Annotated in this window: 17 protein-coding genes and 2 tRNA genes; 8 read left to right on the top strand and 11 right to left on the bottom strand. The window is 34.3% G+C overall.

Translation table 11 applies throughout. From position 1 onward, the window contains the following. The first annotated feature begins 200 nt into the window (after positions 1-200). The 7 genes from AC1DY0_RS02645 (at position 201) to AC1DY0_RS02675 (ending at position 9125) form a co-directional block, all read left to right on the top strand. Positions 201-974 (top strand): DUF3108 domain-containing protein, encoded by a 774-nt coding sequence (locus AC1DY0_RS02645; RefSeq protein WP_477187129.1) that lies wholly within the window; start codon positions 201-203, stop codon positions 972-974. Beyond that, positions 971-1903, top strand: a complete 933-nt coding sequence (locus AC1DY0_RS02650) for a tryptophan 2,3-dioxygenase family protein (RefSeq protein ID WP_477187130.1) — start codon at positions 971-973, stop codon at positions 1901-1903. Before AC1DY0_RS02645 ends, AC1DY0_RS02650 begins: the two co-directional genes overlap by 4 nt. Positions 1904-1920: 17 nt before the next feature. Continuing rightward, complete coding sequence (locus AC1DY0_RS02655) at positions 1921-3138, top strand: peptidoglycan DD-metalloendopeptidase family protein (RefSeq protein ID WP_477187131.1); 1218 nt, start codon at positions 1921-1923, stop codon at positions 3136-3138. Positions 3139-3274: 136 nt separating this feature from the next. Next, positions 3275-4918 (top strand): glucose-6-phosphate isomerase, encoded by a 1644-nt coding sequence (gene pgi, locus AC1DY0_RS02660; RefSeq protein WP_477187132.1) that lies wholly within the window; start codon positions 3275-3277, stop codon positions 4916-4918. Positions 4919-5216: 298 nt separating this feature from the next. Next, the gene (locus AC1DY0_RS02665; RefSeq protein WP_477187133.1) at positions 5217-8021 is read left to right on the top strand and encodes a TonB-dependent receptor; all 2805 of its coding nucleotides are present in this window, start codon (positions 5217-5219) and stop codon (positions 8019-8021) included. 104 nt (positions 8022-8125) lie between these two features. After that, positions 8126-8548 carry a hypothetical protein gene (locus AC1DY0_RS02670; RefSeq protein WP_477187134.1) on the top strand — a complete coding sequence of 141 codons (423 nt, stop codon included), beginning with the start codon at positions 8126-8128 and terminating at the stop codon, positions 8546-8548. 82 nt (positions 8549-8630) lie between these two features. Then, positions 8631-9125 (top strand): septal ring lytic transglycosylase RlpA family protein, encoded by a 495-nt coding sequence (locus AC1DY0_RS02675; RefSeq protein WP_477187135.1) that lies wholly within the window; start codon positions 8631-8633, stop codon positions 9123-9125. A 1-nt stretch (position 9126) separates the two neighbouring features. On the opposite strand, the gene AC1DY0_RS02680 is transcribed toward AC1DY0_RS02675, so the two are convergent. Then, positions 9127-9594, bottom strand: coding sequence for a CYTH domain-containing protein (locus AC1DY0_RS02680; RefSeq protein WP_477187136.1), 468 nt, complete (start codon positions 9592-9594; stop codon positions 9127-9129). Positions 9595-9814: 220 nt separating this feature from the next. Here AC1DY0_RS02680 and dinB point away from each other — a divergent pair, with 220 nt between their 5' ends. After that, positions 9815-10897: a DNA polymerase IV gene (gene dinB, locus AC1DY0_RS02685; protein WP_477187137.1), complete on the top strand. Its 1083-nt coding sequence runs from the start codon at positions 9815-9817 to the stop codon at positions 10895-10897. Positions 10898-11180: 283 nt separating this feature from the next. Here the strand turns inward: dinB and AC1DY0_RS02690 are convergent, their stop codons facing one another. The 10 genes from AC1DY0_RS02690 to rseP all read right to left on the bottom strand — a co-directional run bounded on the left by AC1DY0_RS02690 (position 11181) and on the right by rseP (position 20218). Continuing rightward, positions 11181-12122: a transglutaminase family protein gene (locus AC1DY0_RS02690; protein ID WP_477187138.1), complete on the bottom strand. Its 942-nt coding sequence runs from the start codon at positions 12120-12122 to the stop codon at positions 11181-11183. Positions 12123-12128: 6 nt separating this feature from the next. After that, the gene (locus AC1DY0_RS02695) at positions 12129-13082 is read right to left on the bottom strand and encodes an alpha-E domain-containing protein (protein ID WP_477187139.1); all 954 of its coding nucleotides are present in this window, start codon (positions 13080-13082) and stop codon (positions 12129-12131) included. 304 nt (positions 13083-13386) lie between these two features. Continuing rightward, positions 13387-13515 (bottom strand): hypothetical protein, encoded by a 129-nt coding sequence (locus AC1DY0_RS02700; protein WP_477187140.1) that lies wholly within the window; start codon positions 13513-13515, stop codon positions 13387-13389. Positions 13516-13538: 23 nt separating this feature from the next. Then, a complete protein-coding gene (locus tag AC1DY0_RS02705; RefSeq protein WP_477187141.1) occupies positions 13539-13862 on the bottom strand; it encodes a hypothetical protein in 324 nt (107 codons plus the stop codon). Between the two features lie 30 nt (positions 13863-13892). Then, a complete protein-coding gene (locus AC1DY0_RS02710) occupies positions 13893-15329 on the bottom strand; it encodes a circularly permuted type 2 ATP-grasp protein (RefSeq protein ID WP_477187142.1) in 1437 nt (478 codons plus the stop codon). 456 nt (positions 15330-15785) lie between these two features. Beyond that, complete coding sequence (locus tag AC1DY0_RS02715; protein ID WP_477187143.1) at positions 15786-16715, bottom strand: alpha/beta hydrolase fold domain-containing protein; 930 nt, start codon at positions 16713-16715, stop codon at positions 15786-15788. A gap of 211 nt (positions 16716-16926) precedes the next feature. Continuing rightward, entirely contained in the window at positions 16927-18282 is a 1356-nt protein-coding gene (locus AC1DY0_RS02720) for an alpha-amylase family glycosyl hydrolase (protein WP_477187144.1), read from the bottom strand. Between the two features lie 325 nt (positions 18283-18607). Then, positions 18608-18681: transfer RNA gene (locus AC1DY0_RS02725), tRNA-Asn, on the bottom strand. Positions 18682-18718: 37 nt separating this feature from the next. Then, positions 18719-18792: transfer RNA gene (locus AC1DY0_RS02730), tRNA-Asn, on the bottom strand. An 82-nt stretch (positions 18793-18874) separates the two neighbouring features. After that, entirely contained in the window at positions 18875-20218 is a 1344-nt protein-coding gene (gene rseP / locus AC1DY0_RS02735; protein WP_477187145.1) for an RIP metalloprotease RseP, read from the bottom strand. Between the last annotated feature and the right edge of the window lie 29 nt (positions 20219-20247).

Genomic DNA, 20247 nt, shown 5'->3' on the forward strand with positions numbered 1-20247 from the left:
TTTTTGGTTAGTTAATAGCATAAAAACTCAGTCATTAATTTGACTGAGTTTTTTTGTTTTAATACATTTGGTAATATTATTATGGCACGTTTTTTGTCATATACGTACGCAACCAAATGAACACTTGATTTTCGAACTCGGCCGAATGAGCAAGAGACGGTTTTATAAGACGAATTTTTTGGTGCAAATAAATCGAATCCATGAAAAAATTTTTGATTTTCTTGTTAGTGGTTATCACTTTGGGTTTCGATACTCAGAAAGATGAAGCCTTTTCAGGAGGTGAATATCTAAAATTCAGAGTGCATTACGGGCTCTTAAATGCTGGTTATGCTACAATCGAAGTCAAAGATGAAACATTAAGTGGCCAGCCAGTTTACCATGTTATAGGAAAAGGTTTTTCTACTGGTATGACCAAATTTTTTTTTGATGTTGAAGATGTTTACGAAAGCTACATTGACAAGGATACTAGAAATCCTTACCGCTTTGTTAGAAAAATTGACGAAGGTGGATATACTAAGAATCAAGAAGGATTCTTTAATCAAAAAAATAATAAAGTCTTGGTGAAAGACTATAAACACAAAACCGAAAAAACATTTGACTTTTCCAAAAACACACAAGACATATTGTCGTCATTTTATTATCTACGAAATTACCCGAATATCAATAAAATAAAAACAGGTGATTCGGTAATTATTGATATGTTTTTCGACAATGAGACTACAAAATTTAAGTTAAAATTTATAGGTAGAGAAGATATTAAAACTAAATTTGGCATTGTTTCTGCGATGATTTTTAGACCTTTAGTGCAGTCTGGACGGATATTTAAGGAAGAGGAAAGTTTAACGATTTGGATTTCAGACGACTACAATAAGATTCCGCTTAGAATAAAAGCGAGTCTTTTGGTAGGGTCTCTCAAAGCCGATTTGGAAGAATACAAAGGATTGAATAATCCGTTTAAATTAAAATCAAAATGACAATAAATGATACCACTGCATCAATTTTGGATGAAATTGATCAAAAATTTCAAAAAATAAACCAAAAAACGGAGACACATCTTGAAGGATTGCTTTGGTCAAAACCGATAACTTATTGGGATTATATTCAAACTGATGCTTTGTTGAATTTACAAATTCAAAGAACAACGCTTCCAGATGAAATGGTTTTTATCATGTATCATCAAGTCAATGAATTACTTTTTAAAATGATATTGTGGGAAATGCATCAAATTTCCTATTCTGAAAAACTGACAACTGATTTTTTTACAGAGCGATTAATGAGAATTAGTCGTTACTTTGACATGCTTACCACTTCTTTTGATATTATGGGAGACGGTATGGAGGTTGAACAGTATATGAAATTTAGAAATACGTTAACTCCAGCCAGTGGTTTTCAAAGCGCACAATATAGAATGATTGAAATAGCTTCAACTGATTTAATCAATCTTATTGATTACCGTTTTAGAGCTACGATAGATAGAGATACTCCTTACGAACATGCTTTGGATCATATGTATTGGCAAGCAGCGGGTAAAGATCATCAAACAGGTGAGAAGTCTTATTTGTTATTAGAGTTTGAACGCAAATACAAAGGGGCATTTTTGACACAAATGCAGGAATACAATACTATAAATCTTTGGCAGAAATTTAAACAATTACCAGAATCCGATCGTGAAAATCCGGAATTGGTTAAGGCTATGCGTCATTATGATCACACGGTAAATATTACTTGGGTAATGGGACATCTAAATGCCGCCAGAAAATATATTGATAACGGTAAAGGTGATGGTGAGGCAACTGGTGGAAGTGATTGGAAAAAATACATGCATCCAAGGTACCAAAGAAGAATTTTCTTCCCGGAATTATGGAGTGTAGAGGAATTGGCTAATTGGGGAGTAGAAAACTAAAAGTAAAAAGAGATAACTTGAAGCAGGTAATTGTAATTTTAGTAGTGCTGTTTTCCTTGATATCCTGTAATAGGAGTGAGGATGTTGTGGAAAATCAAGTGATTCCAAAGTCCAAAAAAAGTGACTTTGGTTTTAAATTTTCTGATTTTAATGTTGTTCAGGATTCTGTAAAGTCAGGAGATACTTTTGGGAGTATTTTACAAAATCAAAACATTGGAGACAAAAAAGTATTTGATATCGTAGCTCAAGTAAAAGATACTTTTGATGTACGTACAATTAGAATTAACAAACACTATACACTGCTTCGTTCTAAAAATAAGACCAATACACTAGATGTTTTTATATATCAACCTGATGCTTTAAATTATTATGTAGTGGATTTGCGGGATTCAATAGCAAAAGCCTACAAAAAAACGAAACCTTTAACATTAAAACGCCGAACTATTGGTGGAGTGTTAAAAGGTTCACTTTCTGAAACTTTAGAATCTGCGAACGTTGAAGGAGCGTTGGCAACAAGGATTTCAAAGATTTTTGCTTGGTCTATTGATTTCTTTAAAGTTAAAAAGGGAGATCGCTTTGGACTAACTTTTACGGAAAGATATATTAATGATTCAATTTATGATGGAGTTGACAGTCTTGAAGCCGCTTTTTTTGAATATAAAGGGAAGATTATTTATGCTTTCCCGTTTGAACAAAATCTAGGTTCGGGTAAAGTTGACTATTATGATGAAGATGGAAAAACGCTGAAGAATTTTTTCCTTAAGACACCAATCAAATTTAGTCGTATTACCTCTCATTTTAGTTCTAATCGTTTTCATCCCGTACAGCAAATATGGAAAGCCCACAAAGGAACCGATTATGCGGCGCCATATGGAACACCGATTTCTACAACCGCTGCCGGAATCGTGGAACAAACAGGTTATACGGCCGGGAATGGTAACTTTGTGAAAGTAAAACACAACAAGGTTTATTCTACTCAATATCTGCACATGTCTCGAATACTGGTAAGACGTGGGCAACATGTTAATCAAGGGCAAACTATTGGATTGGTTGGAAGTACAGGATTAGCAACTGGTCCACACGTATGCTATCGTTTTTGGAAAAATGGGGTTCAGGTTGATGCATTGCGATTGAAATTGCCAAACGGTGAACCGATGAACCCAAAAAACAAAGAACGTTTCTTAAAGAGAATCGAGCCATTGAAATTTGAATTGGACAGTGTTTCTAATTTATAGAAATGATTTCTAAGCTTATTTAATCCAAGTTGATTTATTCTTTTATTTGACATTTAATTGTTATATAATGTACTGATTTTAGTCCAATCAAACTTATTTCAGTAAATTTGCACAATTATAAAAAACTAGAATTAAAATGGCTTTAAATACAATAAACCCAACTGAAACTTCTGCTTGGAAAAAACTTCAGGCACACTATAATGAAATACAACAGGCTTCGATGACAGCAATGTTTCAAGCCGATTCTTCAAGAACCGAAAAATTTCATTTGAAATGGAATGATTTTTTGGTTGATTACTCCAAAAACAGAATTACTCAGGAAACAATTGATTTGTTACTTGAGTTAGCAAACGAAACAGGTTTGAAAAATGCTATTTCCGATTATTTTGGAGGAGCAATTATTAATCAAACAGAAAATAGAGCTGTTTTGCATACTGCTTTGCGTGCCAAAGAATCTGCTGTAATTAATGTGGATGGAATCAATGTGATGCCAGAAGTATATGCAGTAAAAAATAAAGTAAAATCATTTACAAACGAAGTAATTTCAGGACAAAGAACTGGATATACAGGTAAACCATTTACAGATATTGTTAATATAGGTATTGGTGGTTCTGATTTAGGTCCTGTAATGGCAGTTGAAGCTTTACAATATTATAAAAATCATTTAAATGTACATTTTGCATCCAATGTTGATGGAGATCATGTAAATGAAATTATTAAAAAACTGAATCCGGAAACGACCTTATTTGTGATTGTTTCTAAAACATTTACAACCCAAGAGACTTTAACCAATTCTGAAACGATTAAAGCTTGGTTTTTAAAATCGGCCAACCAAGAAGATGTTGCCAAACATTTTGTGGCAGTTTCAACCAATATTCAAAAAGTAACTGAGTTTGGAATCAATCCTGACAATGTATTTCCAATGTGGGATTGGGTTGGAGGACGTTTTTCTTTATGGAGTGCAGTAGGACTTTCTATAAGTCTGGCGGTTGGTTTCGATAATTTCAACGATTTGTTAAGTGGTGCCAATGAAATGGACGAGCATTTCAAAACAGCTGATTTTGATAAAAATATCCCTGTAACACTTGCGTTATTGAGTGTTTGGTACAATAATTTTTTTGGTGCCGAGAGTGAAGCCTTGATTCCTTATACACAATATTTACAAAAATTGGCTCCTTATTTACAACAAGGAACAATGGAAAGTAACGGTAAGAGTGTAGGGCGTAATGGGAAACCGGTAAACTACGAAACTGGAACTATTATTTGGGGTGAGCCTGGAACGAATGCGCAACATGCCTTTTTTCAGTTAATTCATCAAGGGACGAAATTGATTCCTTCTGATTTTATTGGATTTGTAAAACCTTTATATGGAGATGACGATCATCATGATAAACTGATGTCAAACTTTTTTGCCCAAACAGAAGCTTTGATGAATGGAAAATCAGAAGAACAAGTTCAGGCTGAGTTTGACAAACAAGGATTGAGTGCTGAGAAAGCAAGTGTTCTTTTGCCATTTAAAGTGTTTACAGGAAATAAACCGACTAATACAATTTTGATTCAAAAATTGACACCAAAATCATTAGGTTCGCTAATTGCGATGTACGAGCATAAAATCTTTGTACAAGGTATTATTTGGAATATCTTTAGTTTTGATCAATGGGGAGTTGAACTCGGAAAACAATTGGCCAATTCGATATTAGAGGAGATTCATAGCAAGCAAGTTAATAATCACGATAGTTCTACAAAATTTTTATTGAATCATTTTTTAGACAATAAGTAGAGATAGCTTCTGTAATAAATAAAAGGCTCTGATTTTTATAATCAGAGCTTTTTTTATTGGGCGAAAATTAAAATTTGTATGTTCTGATCAAAAAAGAAATAGCTAGAGATTGAAAAACAGGTATGAAATATTTATTTTTTGCAATTAAAAATAGATAATTTGTTAAAAGATTAACGATAAAATTATAATATGCTTTTTCTGTATCTAAAAGTTATTAAAAGTGTAATTTATTAAACTTTTCTTAACATTAATTCGTTCAAATGTTATAATTTTGCCAAAAATATTTAAAATAACAAGAATGAAGACAATGAAAAATTGGTTACTCTCTGGATTACTGTTTTTGATGGTTTCGACCGTATTTTCACAAGGAAAAATTACTGGAACTATTACAGATGGACAAGGTCCATTACCTGGAGCAAATGTTGCTATTAAAGGTACATCAGCAGGTGCTTCAACAGGTTTTGATGGTAAATTTACCATTAGTTCTACTGTAAATGCTGGACAATTAATTATTTCTTACATTGGTTACGATAACCAAACTGTTAATTTTACTACTTCAAGCAATGGAACTACAGATTTAGGGAACATTGTTTTGGTGTCTAATTCCAATCAGTTAAGTGAAATAGTTGTTAAGTCATCTGTTGTGGATGTTGCAAAAGACAGAAAAACACCTGTTGCAGTATCGACTATTAAAGCATCTGAAATTCAACAAAAACTTGGGACTCAGGAATTTCCTGAAGTTTTAAAGAACACTCCTTCAGTTTATGCTGTAAAAGGTGGTGGTGGATTTGGAGATTCAAGAATTAGTATTCGTGGATTTAGCCAAAATAACATTGCTGTTATGATTAATGGTGTACCTGTTAATGATATGGAAAACAGTTCTGTATATTGGAGCAACTGGGCTGGATTATCTGATGTAACTTCTGCTATGCAAGTGCAAAGAGGTTTAGGATCTTCAAAATTGGCTATTGCATCTGTTGGAGGAACAATAAATATATTGACTAAAACTTCTGATCAAAAAGAAGGAGGTTCTATTGGGACTTCTTTTGGAAATGCAAATTATCTAAAAACACAAGCTTCTTATTCTACAGGTAAATTGGAGAATGGACTTTCAGCTTCTATTTTGTATAGCCATACAATGGGAGATGGATATGTAGATGGAACTGATTTTGTAGGAGATAACTATTTTGTGGCTTTGGGTTATACTACAAAAGACAACAAGCACGATTTTCAATTTACTTTTACAGGAGCGCCACAATGGCACAACCAAAGAAGTTCAAGTATTACTATCGCTCAATATCAAAAATATGGAGTTGATGGAGAACCAAATATAAAATACAATTCTGATTGGGGATATTTGAATGGAGAAAAGTTTAGTATGACAAGAAACTATTTCCATAAACCAGTTGGTTCTTTTAACTGGGATTACAAAATCAACGAGACTTCAAAATTATCAACAGTTCTTTACGGTTCTTGGGGCCGTGGAGGTGGAGCTAGAGGAGCTGGAGGAGTTAGAGGTTCATCTTATACAGCAAATGAATTTAGAACTGCTAATGGTTTAGTGGATTTTGATAAGATTCAAGCCTACAACTCTGGTCAAACAGTTATGATTAATGGAGTGGCTACAACAAGAACGGAAATTAACGGTAATTTTCAAAATAGTTCTGACACAGGTAGAAAAGGTAAAGGAACTGCAACTGATCCATATATTTACAATAGTACTTCAGGTATTTCTCAAATTTCATCTATCAACTCTCATGACTGGTATGGTGGTGTAATCAATTTTAATAAAAAATTCACAGAGAACATAACTTGGGATTTAGGGGTTGACGCTAGAACTTATGTAGGTATTCACTATCAAAATTTAAATAATTTGMTAGGAGCTGATGAGTATTATGATAATACGGATAAGAATAACCCAAAAAGAATCTTGACAAACACCTATACTGTGAGTCCTTCTGGAAATCCTTTTTCAAATGCTACAGCTGGAGATAAAATCAATTTTTACAATGATGGAAATGTAAACTGGTATGGTGCTTTTACTCAATTAGAGTATTCTAAAGATAATTTGACTGCATTTATTCAAGGAGCCATTTCTCAGCAAGGTTTTGAAAGAGTAGATTATTTCAAATATTTAAGTTCAGATCCAATTTCTAATTCTGGTTACGAGAATATTCTTGGAGGTAACGTAAAAGGAGGAGTTAACTATAATATCAATGAGCAGCATAATGTTTTCGTTAATGCTGGATATTATTCGAAACAACCATTTTTTAATGCGGTATATCCTGGAAATGCAAATATTGTAAATCCATATTTGACAAATGAAAAAATCATGAGTGTTGAAGGTGGTTACGGTTTCCGTTCAGGAATTTTCTCTGCCAATGTAAATGTTTATTATACTACTTGGGATGATAGAAATTTAAGAATAAATGATTCTAATACAGATACGAATAATGGTGGGTATTATGATTACACAGGACTTAGTGAAACACACATGGGAGCTGAATTTGAAGGAAACGCTAGAATTACTGATAAATTCAAAGTTAATGGAATGTTCTCTTATGGAAACTGGGAATACAGTGGTAATGCTAATTCAACATTATACAATTCTGCTAACGTAGAATTGAGTAAAGCACTTTTATACTTGGACAAAGTTAAAGTAGGTGATGCTGCTCAAATGACAGCTTCTTTAGGAGCTTCTTATGAGGTTTTGGAAAGAGTTACTTTGGATGCTAATTATAATTATAACAACCATTTATATGCAGCAATTTCGCCTGAAAAATTCACGTCAGCTGACAATAAAGGATCTTTGGAATTGCCATCTTACGGATTGGTTGATGCAGGATTCTCATATAAAATGCTTGTAGGAGCAAAAAGAGATAAATCAGTAAATTTTAGATTGAATGTAAACAACGTGTTTGATAAAATTTATATTGCTGAATCTAAATCTAACTTCTTTGCTGATGATAATATAGATTCAAAAAACCCATCAAAAGGAACATACGCTTCAAACAATATGCTTTATGATGGCATAGCAAATGGTAACCAAGTTTTCTTCGGTTTCGGAAGAACTTATAACTTTAGTTTACGTTACGATTTTTAAAAAAAGAATCAAAATAAGGTTCACAAAACCCCAATCGCTTTTTAGTGTATTGGGGTTTTTTTATGACTTTTTTGCTTATATTTGTTTAAATTAAAAAACTATTTATGTACACGATTTTACAAAAATTTCACTCAGGTTGGGCTTATATTGCATTGTTAGTTCTTGTTATCGCGGTTATTAATGCCATAATAGGAATTTCTTCTAAAAAAGAATTTACTCCAAAAGATAGAAAAATTGCTTTGTTTGGATTAATTGGAATACACGTTCAATTATTGATTGGTATAATCTTGTATTTTGTTTCTCCGCTAGGGTTGGCCTCATTTGGGCAAATGTCCGATAAAGCATTACGTTTAACTTCATTGGAACATCCATTAATCAATACCATTGCTATCGTTTTGATTACAATTGGTTGGTCAAAACATAAAAAATTAACGACTAGCGAATCAAAATTCAAAACCTTCTCTATATTTTACGGTTTAGGATTAGTACTTATTTTAAGTAGAATCCCTTGGTCCTTGTGGTTTTAAACCCATTTTTAAAAGTCCTGAAAAGGACTTTTTTTTACCCATAATTTTTTTGCAATTCAAAGTTTCACCTAATAAACTATAAATGAAAAAAATAATCACGCTTTTATTTTTACTGGCCAATATTGGTTTGGTAAGTAGTCAAAGTTCTATTATAAACAGCAAAAAATTTTCCATCAATAAAGACACTGTTAAAAAAACTGCTAAAGTTGTCGAGAAAGAGTTTACACCAGTAACAATCGCCCCAGATTCTGTAATTGTTGAAACCGGAAAGTTTGTATTCTTCAAGAAAAATGCCCACGCCTCTTATTATCATGACAAGTTTAATGGTAAAAAAACAGCAAGCGGAAAACGATTTGATAATCAAAAATTAACTGCAGCCCATAGAAAATTCCCTTTTGGGACCAAGCTCAGAATTACCAATGAAGCCAATGGGAAGTCGGTAATAGTAGAAGTGATTGACCGCGGGCCTTTTGCAAGAGGAAGAGAAATAGATTTAAGTAAAAAAGCTTTTATGGATATTACTTCCAACAAAAGCAGTGGTGCGGTAATTGTGAAAATTGAGGAATTACAAAAATAAGTTACCAATTCTTAAAAGGATTGTTGCTCAAGTAGGCATTGTAATATCTTTTGTCGTTCGTAACTTCTTGACCAAGCCAGATTGGTTTATCAAAAGATTCGGTTTCAGATTTTAGCTCGATTTCAGCCATAATCAGTCCTTGGTTTTCACCATAAAACTCATCTACTTCAATAATATGACGACCCGTTTTGACTTCAAATCGGGTTTTGTCAATTACGCCAGCTTCACATAAAAGCAATAATTTTTCGGCCTCATCAATAGGGATTTCTTTTTCCCATTCAAAACGGGACATACCCGATTCGCTTGAGATGCCTTTTATGGTCAAAAAACCTTTGTTTCCTTTTACGCGCACTCTAACGGTTCTTTCGGGAACGGAACTTAAATAGCCTTGTTTTATTCTGTTTTGGGCAAAAGATTCTTGTTTGAAAGCATCTGAAGTAACCAAAAATTTTCTTTCTATTTCTAGCATTTATATGTTTTTTAGGAGCTTTATCCCGCTATTCGTTTCAAACGAAGTTCACTGAACTCCTATGAAAATGAATGTACAGTGAAGTAATCTTATGAGCCGAACCCCGGCTCATAAGGATTTCCACTTCTATCGGGGCTAGTTGCGTTCATCAAAGATATTCATTTATTTTTTTAACAGTTCCGTCGTTCCATTTTTTTGAAAACGTTTCTAAATTTGTAATATGTCCGAACCGCTTCCACATAGAAAAATCATACACATCGACATGGATGCTTTCTATGCTTCGGTGGAGCAAATGGACAATCCTGAGTTACGAGGAAAGCCCATTGCGGTGGGTGGAGCCGAAAATAGGGGAGTCGTTTCAGCAGCGAGTTATGAAGCCAGAAAATTTGGTGTTCGTTCTGCCATAAGTGGATTTTTGGCCAAAAAAAATTGTCCTGAACTTATTTTTGTAAGGCCACGTTTTGACCGCTATAAAGAAATCTCAAAGAAGATCCATAAAATATTCCATGAATATACTGATTTGGTCGAACCTCTTTCGCTTGATGAAGCTTATCTAGATGTTACCAAAAACAAAAAAGGAAATCCCAGTGCCAGTTTATTGGCACAGGAAATTAGGATAAGAATATTTAATGAAGTTGGGTTAACAGCTTCAGCGGGGATTTCGGTCAATAAATTTGTGGCCAAAATTGCCAGTGATTATAATAAACCCAACGGTCAGAAAACGGTTAATCCTGATGAAGTTATTTCCTTTTTGGAACAATTACCTATCCAGAAATTTTACGGAGTAGGGAAGGTTACTGCCGAAAAAATGTTTCAACTTGGAATTTTTACGGGTTTGGATCTAAAAGGTAAATCTGTTGAATTTTTGGAAAAGCATTTCGGAAAGTCGGGTGGATTCTATTATAATGTAGTTCGGGGAATTCACAACAGTGAAGTAAAATCAAATCGAATTACAAAATCTGTGGCGGCCGAACATACCTTTGACATCAATCTTTCTTCGGAAATATTTATGTTGGAAAAACTCGAAAGAATTGCACTGGAATTGGAGCGTCGTTTAAAGAAACATCAAATTTCGGGTAAAACAATTACCCTTAAAATAAAGTACAGCGATTTTACCCAACAAACGCGTAGCAAAACAATGCCATATTTTATTTCGGATAAAGCACTGATTTATGAAACGGTCAAGGAATTATTATATCAGGAGAAAATGAAAGATTCGGTGCGCCTTCTCGGAATTTCATTAAGCAACCTAAATACCGAAATCAAAAAGACAGTGGTGGTACAACTCAAATTTGATTTTTGATTCAATTGGATTATGTAATGGGCCACTGATTTTACGGATCAAACGGATTTGCACAGATTTTTTTATATTCTACTCAAATGTAATTATTGCTTTTTTTGGATGATGGCAAAAAAGCAAAATGTTTCTCTTTAGCCCGGATTGCTTCGCCAGTTCGCTTCGCTCGTGTGTAGCGAAAATCCTTGTGAGCCGGTGTTCGGCTCCCAAGATTGAAGCGGATAGCGGGAGGAATGTTTCCTAAAATGCCTAATCTTTCTGCTCCAAAATCAACAATTGTATTTAGTTTTTATTGTTGTTGCTGTTGTTCGATATAATTTATTTGCTCGTTTATTTCCTGTGGAATTTCCTCAAGTTGAACATCGTTTATTTCTTCGTAATGCCTGCCGTCCTCATAGCCTATGGAAACGCAAACGGAGAGTGTTTGCCTTGCCAGTCCCTTAAATGTTCCTTTAATTGGTGTGCAGTCGCAAAAATCCCTGCCTACGGCCAGTTTTACGTGATTGTCCATAGTCCATATATTATTGGTGGGATCGAGTCCTAACCAGCCTTGAGTAGGTGTGTAAATTTCGACCCAGGCATGAGTTGCTCCTTCGCCTCTTAAACCACTTTCATTTGGACAAATATAGCCACTCACATATCTAGATGGAATCCCTACAGTTCTTAATAGTTGTAGCAATACGTGTGCAAAATCTTGGCAAACTCCTTTTTTGAGTTCCAAAAGTTCATCAATAGTGGTCTCAATATTGGTGATTCCTTTGGTATAGGTAAAGTTGTCAAATATGTATTGATTGCATAATTGAGCAATGGTTATAACTGGTTTACTGACTACATCTATAGTTGCCAAAATGGCTTCTATCTCGTTTTGTTTTTGAATGGATTCGGGGTAACTAAGCCTTAGTAAGGTAATGTTTTCACTTTTTTCTTTCTGTAAATCTTCAACAGTTGTATTGTCAATTTTAGGTATTTTCAGAGAATGATTAACCCGAACAGTCATTCTGGATTCGATAACCATTTCTTCATGCGCTTCCAGATTGTTGAAATTTGCAACCCGATTGCCGTAATAGTCTTGGTAATATTCTACTTTGGGATCATGGGTAATCAAGAGTTGGTAGTCGAGTAGGTCTTGATTGTCAAAATGGTTAGGGAACAAACGTACCTCGTTTATGCTTTCTTTTATGGGCCAATTGTATTGGTATTTTGTAATGTGAACTATTTTGAATATTGCCATAAGAAATTAGGTGTAGGAGAAAAATAATTTCGAGAAATCGACAGAAAACTGAGTTAGTTGTGTTTTCGTAGTTTCTAGAACTTCTTCCAATTGTTTGTTCGTCAAGTGATGATAGTCTGTAAAGGCTATGTAGCTTTTTAATCGTCCAAATTGATTGTACAATGTTCTGGCTTCACTTATTTCGCTGTCTTTCACAAGGCAATCCAAATATTTATTAATTAATTCGAGTGTAAATATCACGGAATGAGCAAAGTCTTGGTTAAAAATAACATGTTGTACGACCTTTCGATTGTGTTTGATATTGCTGTAGCTCTTAAGGTACAATTCGTAACCCGACAAGGAAAGCAATAATCTTCTCCAGTACATTACGTCTTCATTTCCGTCAAGATTATAATTGATAGGAGCGTAATAGGCTTGTGTCATGGAAATGGTTTGCAGGCACCTTTCTATTAGTTTTCCTATATTCGAAAAGCTCCACCCGAGTCCTCTTGGCATAGTGACTTGCAATATACCGTTGTAAAGCAAGAGGTCTTTATTGAGTTTGTTTACAATTTTTAAAGCATCGGAGGTTTCCAGCTTTTTGGGAAGATCAGGGGAGTTCATGAAATGATACAATGAATTGATGTGTTCCCAGAGTTCTTTTGTTATTTTGTCTTGAGAACCCCTGGCATTTTCACGGGCCTTCACTACCAAATTTTTAACCGAATTGTGATTCAAACTATCGCAAATAATGTATTTCAACACAAAGTTGGTGTCATATTGCACTTCGTTTATTTGGTCGTATGTCAAATCGGTATAGTATTTTAATAGAGGTTTGTAGCCTTGACAGTCATCTGTTTCCTTGTCAAATGAAAGAATATAACTGGTGTTAAGAGTTAGTAACATGCCATCGGTTCTTTCCATATATCTGTGGAGCCAGAACATTCCGTCTGCCACACGACTTAGCATATTTGCCTTCATCTGTTTCGATTTAAAAGTTGTATTTTTTTCAGTAAAATTATATACTGCGTCAATTCACAAAAGCTCGTGTGGGCGTGACCCTATTGAGCAAAGGGACTTACTTTTAGTAACGCTTATACAGCTCCTTTTCTCAACAGCGTCGGGCTATCACGAGCGCATAGCGCCTTGTTCAAATGGAATTCACTGAACTCCAATGAAAATAAATAAGTTGTGAAGTAATCCCTCATGCAATCCCATAAATCGGCTTCTCGTAATAGTTACAAGTTCACAATGATTGGAAACTGTGGCTAAATAGTTCTCTATTTTAGCATTTGAAAATAATAGGTTCTACAATGGTTTCTATTATTGACTCTATGATGGGAGCCTGAGAATCCGAATAATTGTTGAGTAAAAACATCCCGTTTCTAACTCCACTTAGCATTGTTGTTTTCATTTGAATTGGTTTTAAAATTGTGGTTAATAGATTTTTATTTTGTTTATAAATCGCTTGATTAAATTTTCGTCTGATTCACTTTTTATTTTTTCCAAACTGAGATGCTCTACAGTTTCAATGGGCTTTATTGTTTCTTTTTTTGAAACTGTTTCCGGAATTGGAATTGAATCTAAATTTGGTATATCAGGATCTGCTGTTATTGTTATTTTTTTTACTTCAGGCTCTTTTAAATTTTCTACTGCTGTTTCAGTTGGTTTCGCTTCGTTTAAATGGGTTAAAACCATTTCTGGCAAAAAGGCAAACATTGGATTGTCGTTTTTTTCTGTGTTTAAGGCTGTTGTTTTCATTTTGATTCATTTTAATAATTAAAAATGAAATTACTTTATGATCCAAGTGTCTTTACTTCCTCCTCCTTGCGAAGAGTTGACGACCAATGAACCTTCTGTTAGTGCGACTCGAGTTAATCCTCCAGGCACAATTTCTACTCCATTGGGTCCACATAAAGCATACGGTCTTAGATCTACATGGCGTAATTTCAATTGGCCATCTATTAAACAGGGGACAGTACTGAGTTGAATGATAGGTTGTGCGATAAAATTTCTGGGATTGGCCAAAATGGCTATTTTGCCATTTTCAAGTTCTTCTTGCGTAGCCTTATTTCCCATAATCATTCCATACCCGCCACTTCCGTTAGTTTCTTTGATAACCATATTTTCCATATCGGCAAATACTAGTTCTCTTTCCTCACTGTTTTCCATTTGGTATGTTGGAACATTTTTAAGTATTGGTTCTTCGTTAAGATAATATTTTATCATATCTGGGACATAGGCATAGACGGCTTTGTCATCGGCAACGCCATTTCCCACGGCGTTTACTAAGGCAACATTTCCGTGACGGTAAGCGCTGATAAGTCCTGGTACGCCCAGTGTACTTTCGGGTTTAAAAACCAACGGATCGAGATATTCATCGTCCAAACGACGGTAAATAACATCCACTTGCTGTAATCCCGAAGTGGTTTTCATGTATACTTTATTATTATTAACTACCAAGTCTCTTCCTTCTACAAGAGGAATTCCCATTTGTCTGGCTAAAAAAGTATGTTCATAATAAGCTGAATTATAGACTCCCGGTGTAAGTAAAACCACGTTGGGATTGGATACGTTTCGTGGGGACAGCGAAACCAATATGTTGTGAAATATCATCGGATAACTTCCTACCATGCTGACTTTATTGGAGGTAAGCATATCTGGGAAAATTCGTTTGGTAATTTCACGGTTCTCCAACATGTAACTCACACCGCTGGGACATCGTAGGTTGTCTTCAAGCACATAGAATTCTCCCTTTGCCCCACGAATTAAATCAATTCCTGCGATATGCACATGAATGCTATGCGGTACTTTTATCCCATGAACTTCTTGTATGTAGTGAGGGCAAGACGCTACCAATGAAGCTGGAATTATACCATCTTTTATAATGTGCTGTCCATTATAAACATCTTCCAAAAATAAATTAAGTGCTTTTAATCGCTGTTTGATTCCTGTTTCCACTTCGCTCCATTCGGCTTTCGTGATGATTCTGGGAATAATGTCAAACGGAAAAATTCTTTCTATTCCTTGATTATTGTCGCTATAAACTGTAAATGTTATACCTTGATTCATGAACAAGTCCGAAGCCTGAATTTGTTTGTCGTTTAGGCTTTCCGGATTTAGATTTTGTAACGTTTGAAGGACCTGAGCATAAGAATTTCTAACGCCTTCATTTGAGAACATCTCATCCCACCCTTTTGGGTTTAGCTGTGGTATCAATTTCATCATATTTCTCAGTATTAAATAATTAATATTCTGGTGTAATATGGCTTTTTTAAGCGCTATTTTGCTCTAAATTATTAAATTATTATCACTGAAATTGACATTGTTGTGATTATTTTGTAATTTATATCATTTTCTTTTTTAGTCAATCTTTTTTTGATAAATCCAATTTTTTTGTTTGTATTTTTTTTTGATTTCGCATTCGCTAAATTGATTTTTTACTCACAGCTAATTGATAGTGGGTGTTTTATAGTTTGTGTAGATGTTATTAAAGAAGAAAATATTTAGATTACACGATTATCTTTTGATGAAAGAAATAATGTCATAATCTGTTTCAGTTGTTGAGTCATTAACAAATAAAGAACAATAAGTTTTTTTGCCAAAAAAAAGACCATCAGCAATGATGGTCTTTTAATAATGCTATTTCAAAAGCAGCTATTTTGACTTTATTTTTTATTCAGATTATTGTCTTTTCTGGTTCAAATGAGTATTTAAAAAAGCTAAAACTTTATTTTTAATGTCTTCGGATCTAAACAATTCTCCGCCATGTTGACCACCTTCTACAATTACAAATTCACTTTGAACATTTGCAAGCTTTAAATAGGAATCTAATAGTTTTGATAATGTAATAGGTACAGTTGTGTCTTTATCACCATGGAAAATAAGAAATGGAGGGTCTGCTTTGTCAATATAAGTGGTGGGACTTGCAAATTTAGCCAAGTCAGGTCTAGCTAATGGTTGAGCTCCAAGAAGTCCTGTCGATGTGGTTTTGTGTTCTCCTTCGTCCAAAGGCATACTACCAATTCGGGCTATGAAATCAGATGGGCCATAAAAATCAATTACTCCCCTTATTTTGAAATGTGGTTTTTGATTTTTATAATAAAAAGCGTTAACAGTATTGTTGTTTGAGGTAGCAATCAATGAAGCTAAATGCCCGCCAGCTGAGAAACCAATAACCGCAATCTTGTTTTTGTCTAAATTATATTTTAAAGAGTTGTTATAAAGATAATTTACAGCTTGGTTGCAATCTTGTATTTGGGCAGGAAAAATGTCGGTTGTGCTAAAACGATAAGCAATGGAAGCCACAGCAAACCCACTGTCTAAAATTGCTTTTAGAGTGGATTTCATATTCTCCATGTCTCCAAATTTGTCTCCACCTATCCATCCTCCTCCATGAATCCATACCACAAGCGGCAGTGAATTTCCAATATGTTTTGGAATGTATAAATCTAGAGTATGATTTTTCAGAGTATCTGAAGCATAAGGGATGTTTGATTGAACAAGGGTTCCCTCGGGTAATACATCTTTTATTTTGGAAGGCATCTGTGCATGTAGTGCATTTCCATAAATAAATAGAAGCAAACAAAATGTATAAATTTTTCTCGTTTTCATTATTAACTATTTGGAATAGCAATTTAACGATTAATTATGCAAACATCAAGGGAGAATTAGAATTTGTCTTTTATTGCTTTTGGAGGAGCCCAAAATGAGAATCATGGGAGGCGTGGGTTTTAATCCCAAAAAAGAGGCCATCATTTCTGACGGTCTTTTTTTTGAGAATAGTATTTCTTAACAGAATCTGATGTTGATTTTTTTATGTAAATCAGTACTCATAAACTTCATAACCCCAAGGTTTCATTTTCCATTCTTTAGAGTTTAAATCCTCTTCTTTTCCTTTAAAGACATTATGTGCTTTTCCTGTCAAAGTATTGTCTTTTATGGATACAGTTTGTTCGATTCCCGAAAAATTAAGGATTATCAAAACTTTTTTGTTTCCCTTTTCTCTTACATAGGCATAAATAGCTTTGTCATCTCCTAAAGATACTTTTTTGAAGGAAGCATTAGCGGAAAGCGCTTCGTTGTTCTTTCTTAGATTAAGTAATGTCTTGTAGAACTTTTCTCTTTGAAAGTTTTTAAATGTTATTGGGTCTTTGTCGAAAAACTTCAAGGCTCTTAAAACAGGTTCTTCCTGTCCGCTGTAAATTAGTGGGACACTGTTTTTCATGGTCTGAGTAAATACGACAAAAGGCTCGTGAATAACCCCTTGAAAAGTTCCGAAATCGGCATGATTCCAGCTATTTTCATCGTGATTACTTGTAAAATACATTTGAATCGTATTTTTGGGATAGAAAGTTTCATTTTCCTTGTTGATGCTATCCAATGCAAGTGCTGATTTTTCGCCTTTGGCTACTTTTTCCATCATTTTGAACATATGCCATGGGTAAACAGCATCAAATCCACTTTTGGGAAGATAAGTGCTGTCTCCTTCGGCAAGCATAAAGATATTCTTCATTTTTTTTAATTCCAGAATAGATTTACGCCAAAAAGAAGCGGGGACGTTCCAGGCAACATCACATCGAAATCCATCAATATCAGTGTCTTCAATCCAGTATTTCATCGCACGAACCATGCTGTCTTGCAATACAGGATTTTTATAATTTAATTGTCTCGTGTCATTCCAATCAAATGCAACTGCAGGTTTGCCGGAGCTGTCTTTTACAAAAAAATCAGGATGTTGTGTGATCCATCGATGGTCTGCTCCAGTGTGATTTGGTACCCAATCAATTAATACTTTCATCCCTTTATCGTGTATGGATTGTACCAATTTCTTAAAGTCATCCATTGTTCCAAATTCAGGGTTAATTGTGGTATAATCTGAAACTGCATAATAACTTCCCAAAGAGCCTTTTCTGTCCAATTTGCTAATAGGATTAATAGGCATAAACCAAATCGTTTGTACTCCCATTGCTTTTAATCGGTCAAGATGTTTGGCAAACGCATTAAAAGTTCCTTCTGGTGTATACTGGCGAACGTTTACTTCATAAATATTGCCTTGCATGATCCAAGCGGGATGACCGTCGATTTGATTGTTGTCGTTATTTGAGAATTTGTTCTTTTGACAGCATATCAAAGAAAAAATCAATGCAACTAATAAAAAAGGAATAGGAGTTCTTTTCATAGCAGTGAAAATTAATTATTGAAACAACTTTATAATTTGAAGTGTTTTAGTTTATGGAATCTTGGAAAACGTTTTTCTGTAAATTACACAAACTAGAGGACTACCAATTTAGTGATTTATTAAATAAATTCAAATAAAACGGGTGTTAATGTATTAATCATCAAGTTGTTTTGATGTTTGAAGATATGTGTGTTTTTTTTATTCAATCTTAATTTGGAGAATTTGACCTTGATGATCTTTAGCCTTGATTCCTTTTTTCGCGTAAAAAAGAGTTGAGTTTCGAGCAAAAAAAAAGACCATCATTGCTGATAGTCTTTTTATTAAGCTCCCTCTCTTGGGCTCGAACCAAGGACCCTCTGATTAACAGTCAGATGCTCTAACCAACTGAGCTAAGAAGGAATCACCTTAAAGGTAAATATGTTTGCTAAAAAAGTTGCTCCCCCTCTTGGGCTCGAACCAAGGACCCTCTGATTAACAGTCAGATGCTCTAACCAACTGAGCTAAGGAGGAAGTTGTTGCTCTTTTTAGCGAGTGCAAATATAGGATTAAATTTAAATGTAGCAAACAAAAAAAGCAAAAATAACATTCTTTTTTATTTACCTACAATCGCTTTATAAATATCATTTCCATTCGCAAAAAGTAATAGGCTGATAAGTAATACAAAACCAACCATTTGGGCATTCTCTAAGAATTTGTCACTTGGTTTTTTGCCGCTAACAATTTCAAACAATAAAAACATTACGTGACCTCCATCAAGTGCAGGAATAGGTAATAAATTCATAACTCCAAGCATAATCGATAATATCGCCGTGATGCTCCAAAAAACTTCCCAACTCCAAGAACTTGGGAAAATGTTATAAATGGCATGAAATCCTCCCACTTGCTTGTAGGCTTTTGTTTCTGGATTGAAAATCATTTTTAATTGTTTTCCATATCCTACCAATTGGTCTTTTCCTTTTTCGATTCCAAAAGGAATCGATTCCATGAAACTGTATTTTTGATGCGTAATTTTGTAATAACCTAATTTCTCTAATGAATCAAGACCTAAGCCACCAAGTTGAACGCCTAATTTACCTTCATTATTTACTTTTACATTTACAGCTACTTGTTTCTGATCTCTCAAAACTAATGCTGTAATGCTTTTGTTCTTGTTGTTTTCTAGAATTACTTTGGCTTGATCAAGATATTTTGTAGTTTGCCCATTTAGGGACAAAAGAATATCTTTTACTTTAAGATCTTTGTTTAAAGATTCATCAGGAATATTTCCGATAACAAAAGGAATTCGGATAGTTGCCAATGGTTCTTTCTCAAATTTTGATAATTGATCTACAAAATCATTTGGCATTTTAATGGTTTGTTCTACACCATTTCGTTCAATTACAACTTCTTTGGCCAAAATAACTTTGCCATTAATTTCTTTGTCAAAACGGATAATTTTTTCTCCATCAACAGCTACGATTTTATCTCCAGATTTGAATCCAGCATTTATCATCGCTTTATTTTCTATTAAAAGACCGTCTTTCATATCAGCATTCGCGATATAGGAATCTCCATAAACAAACGCCATACCAATGTATATAATGAAAGCCAGTATGAAGTTCACGGTTACTCCACCTAACATAATAATCAAACGTTGCCAAGCCGGTTTGGATCTAAATTCCCAAGGCTGTGCAGGCAAAGCCATTTGTTCCTTGTCCATGCTTTCGTCGATCATACCCGATATTTTTACGTAACCGCCAAGAGGCAACCATCCAATTCCGTATTCGGTTTCGCCAATTTTCTTTTTTAGAAGGGAATATTTTACGTCAAAAAATAAATAAAATTTCTCGACTCTGGTTTTGAATAATTTTGCAGGAATGAAATGCCCTAATTCGTGAAGTATAATAAGTAATGATAAGCTCAATAAAAATTGAGAAAGCTTGATAACTATTTCCATTTTTTAATTTTCGGTTCTTTAATGACGGA

Source organism: Flavobacterium sp. P1_E4 (genome assembly GCF_056405915.1).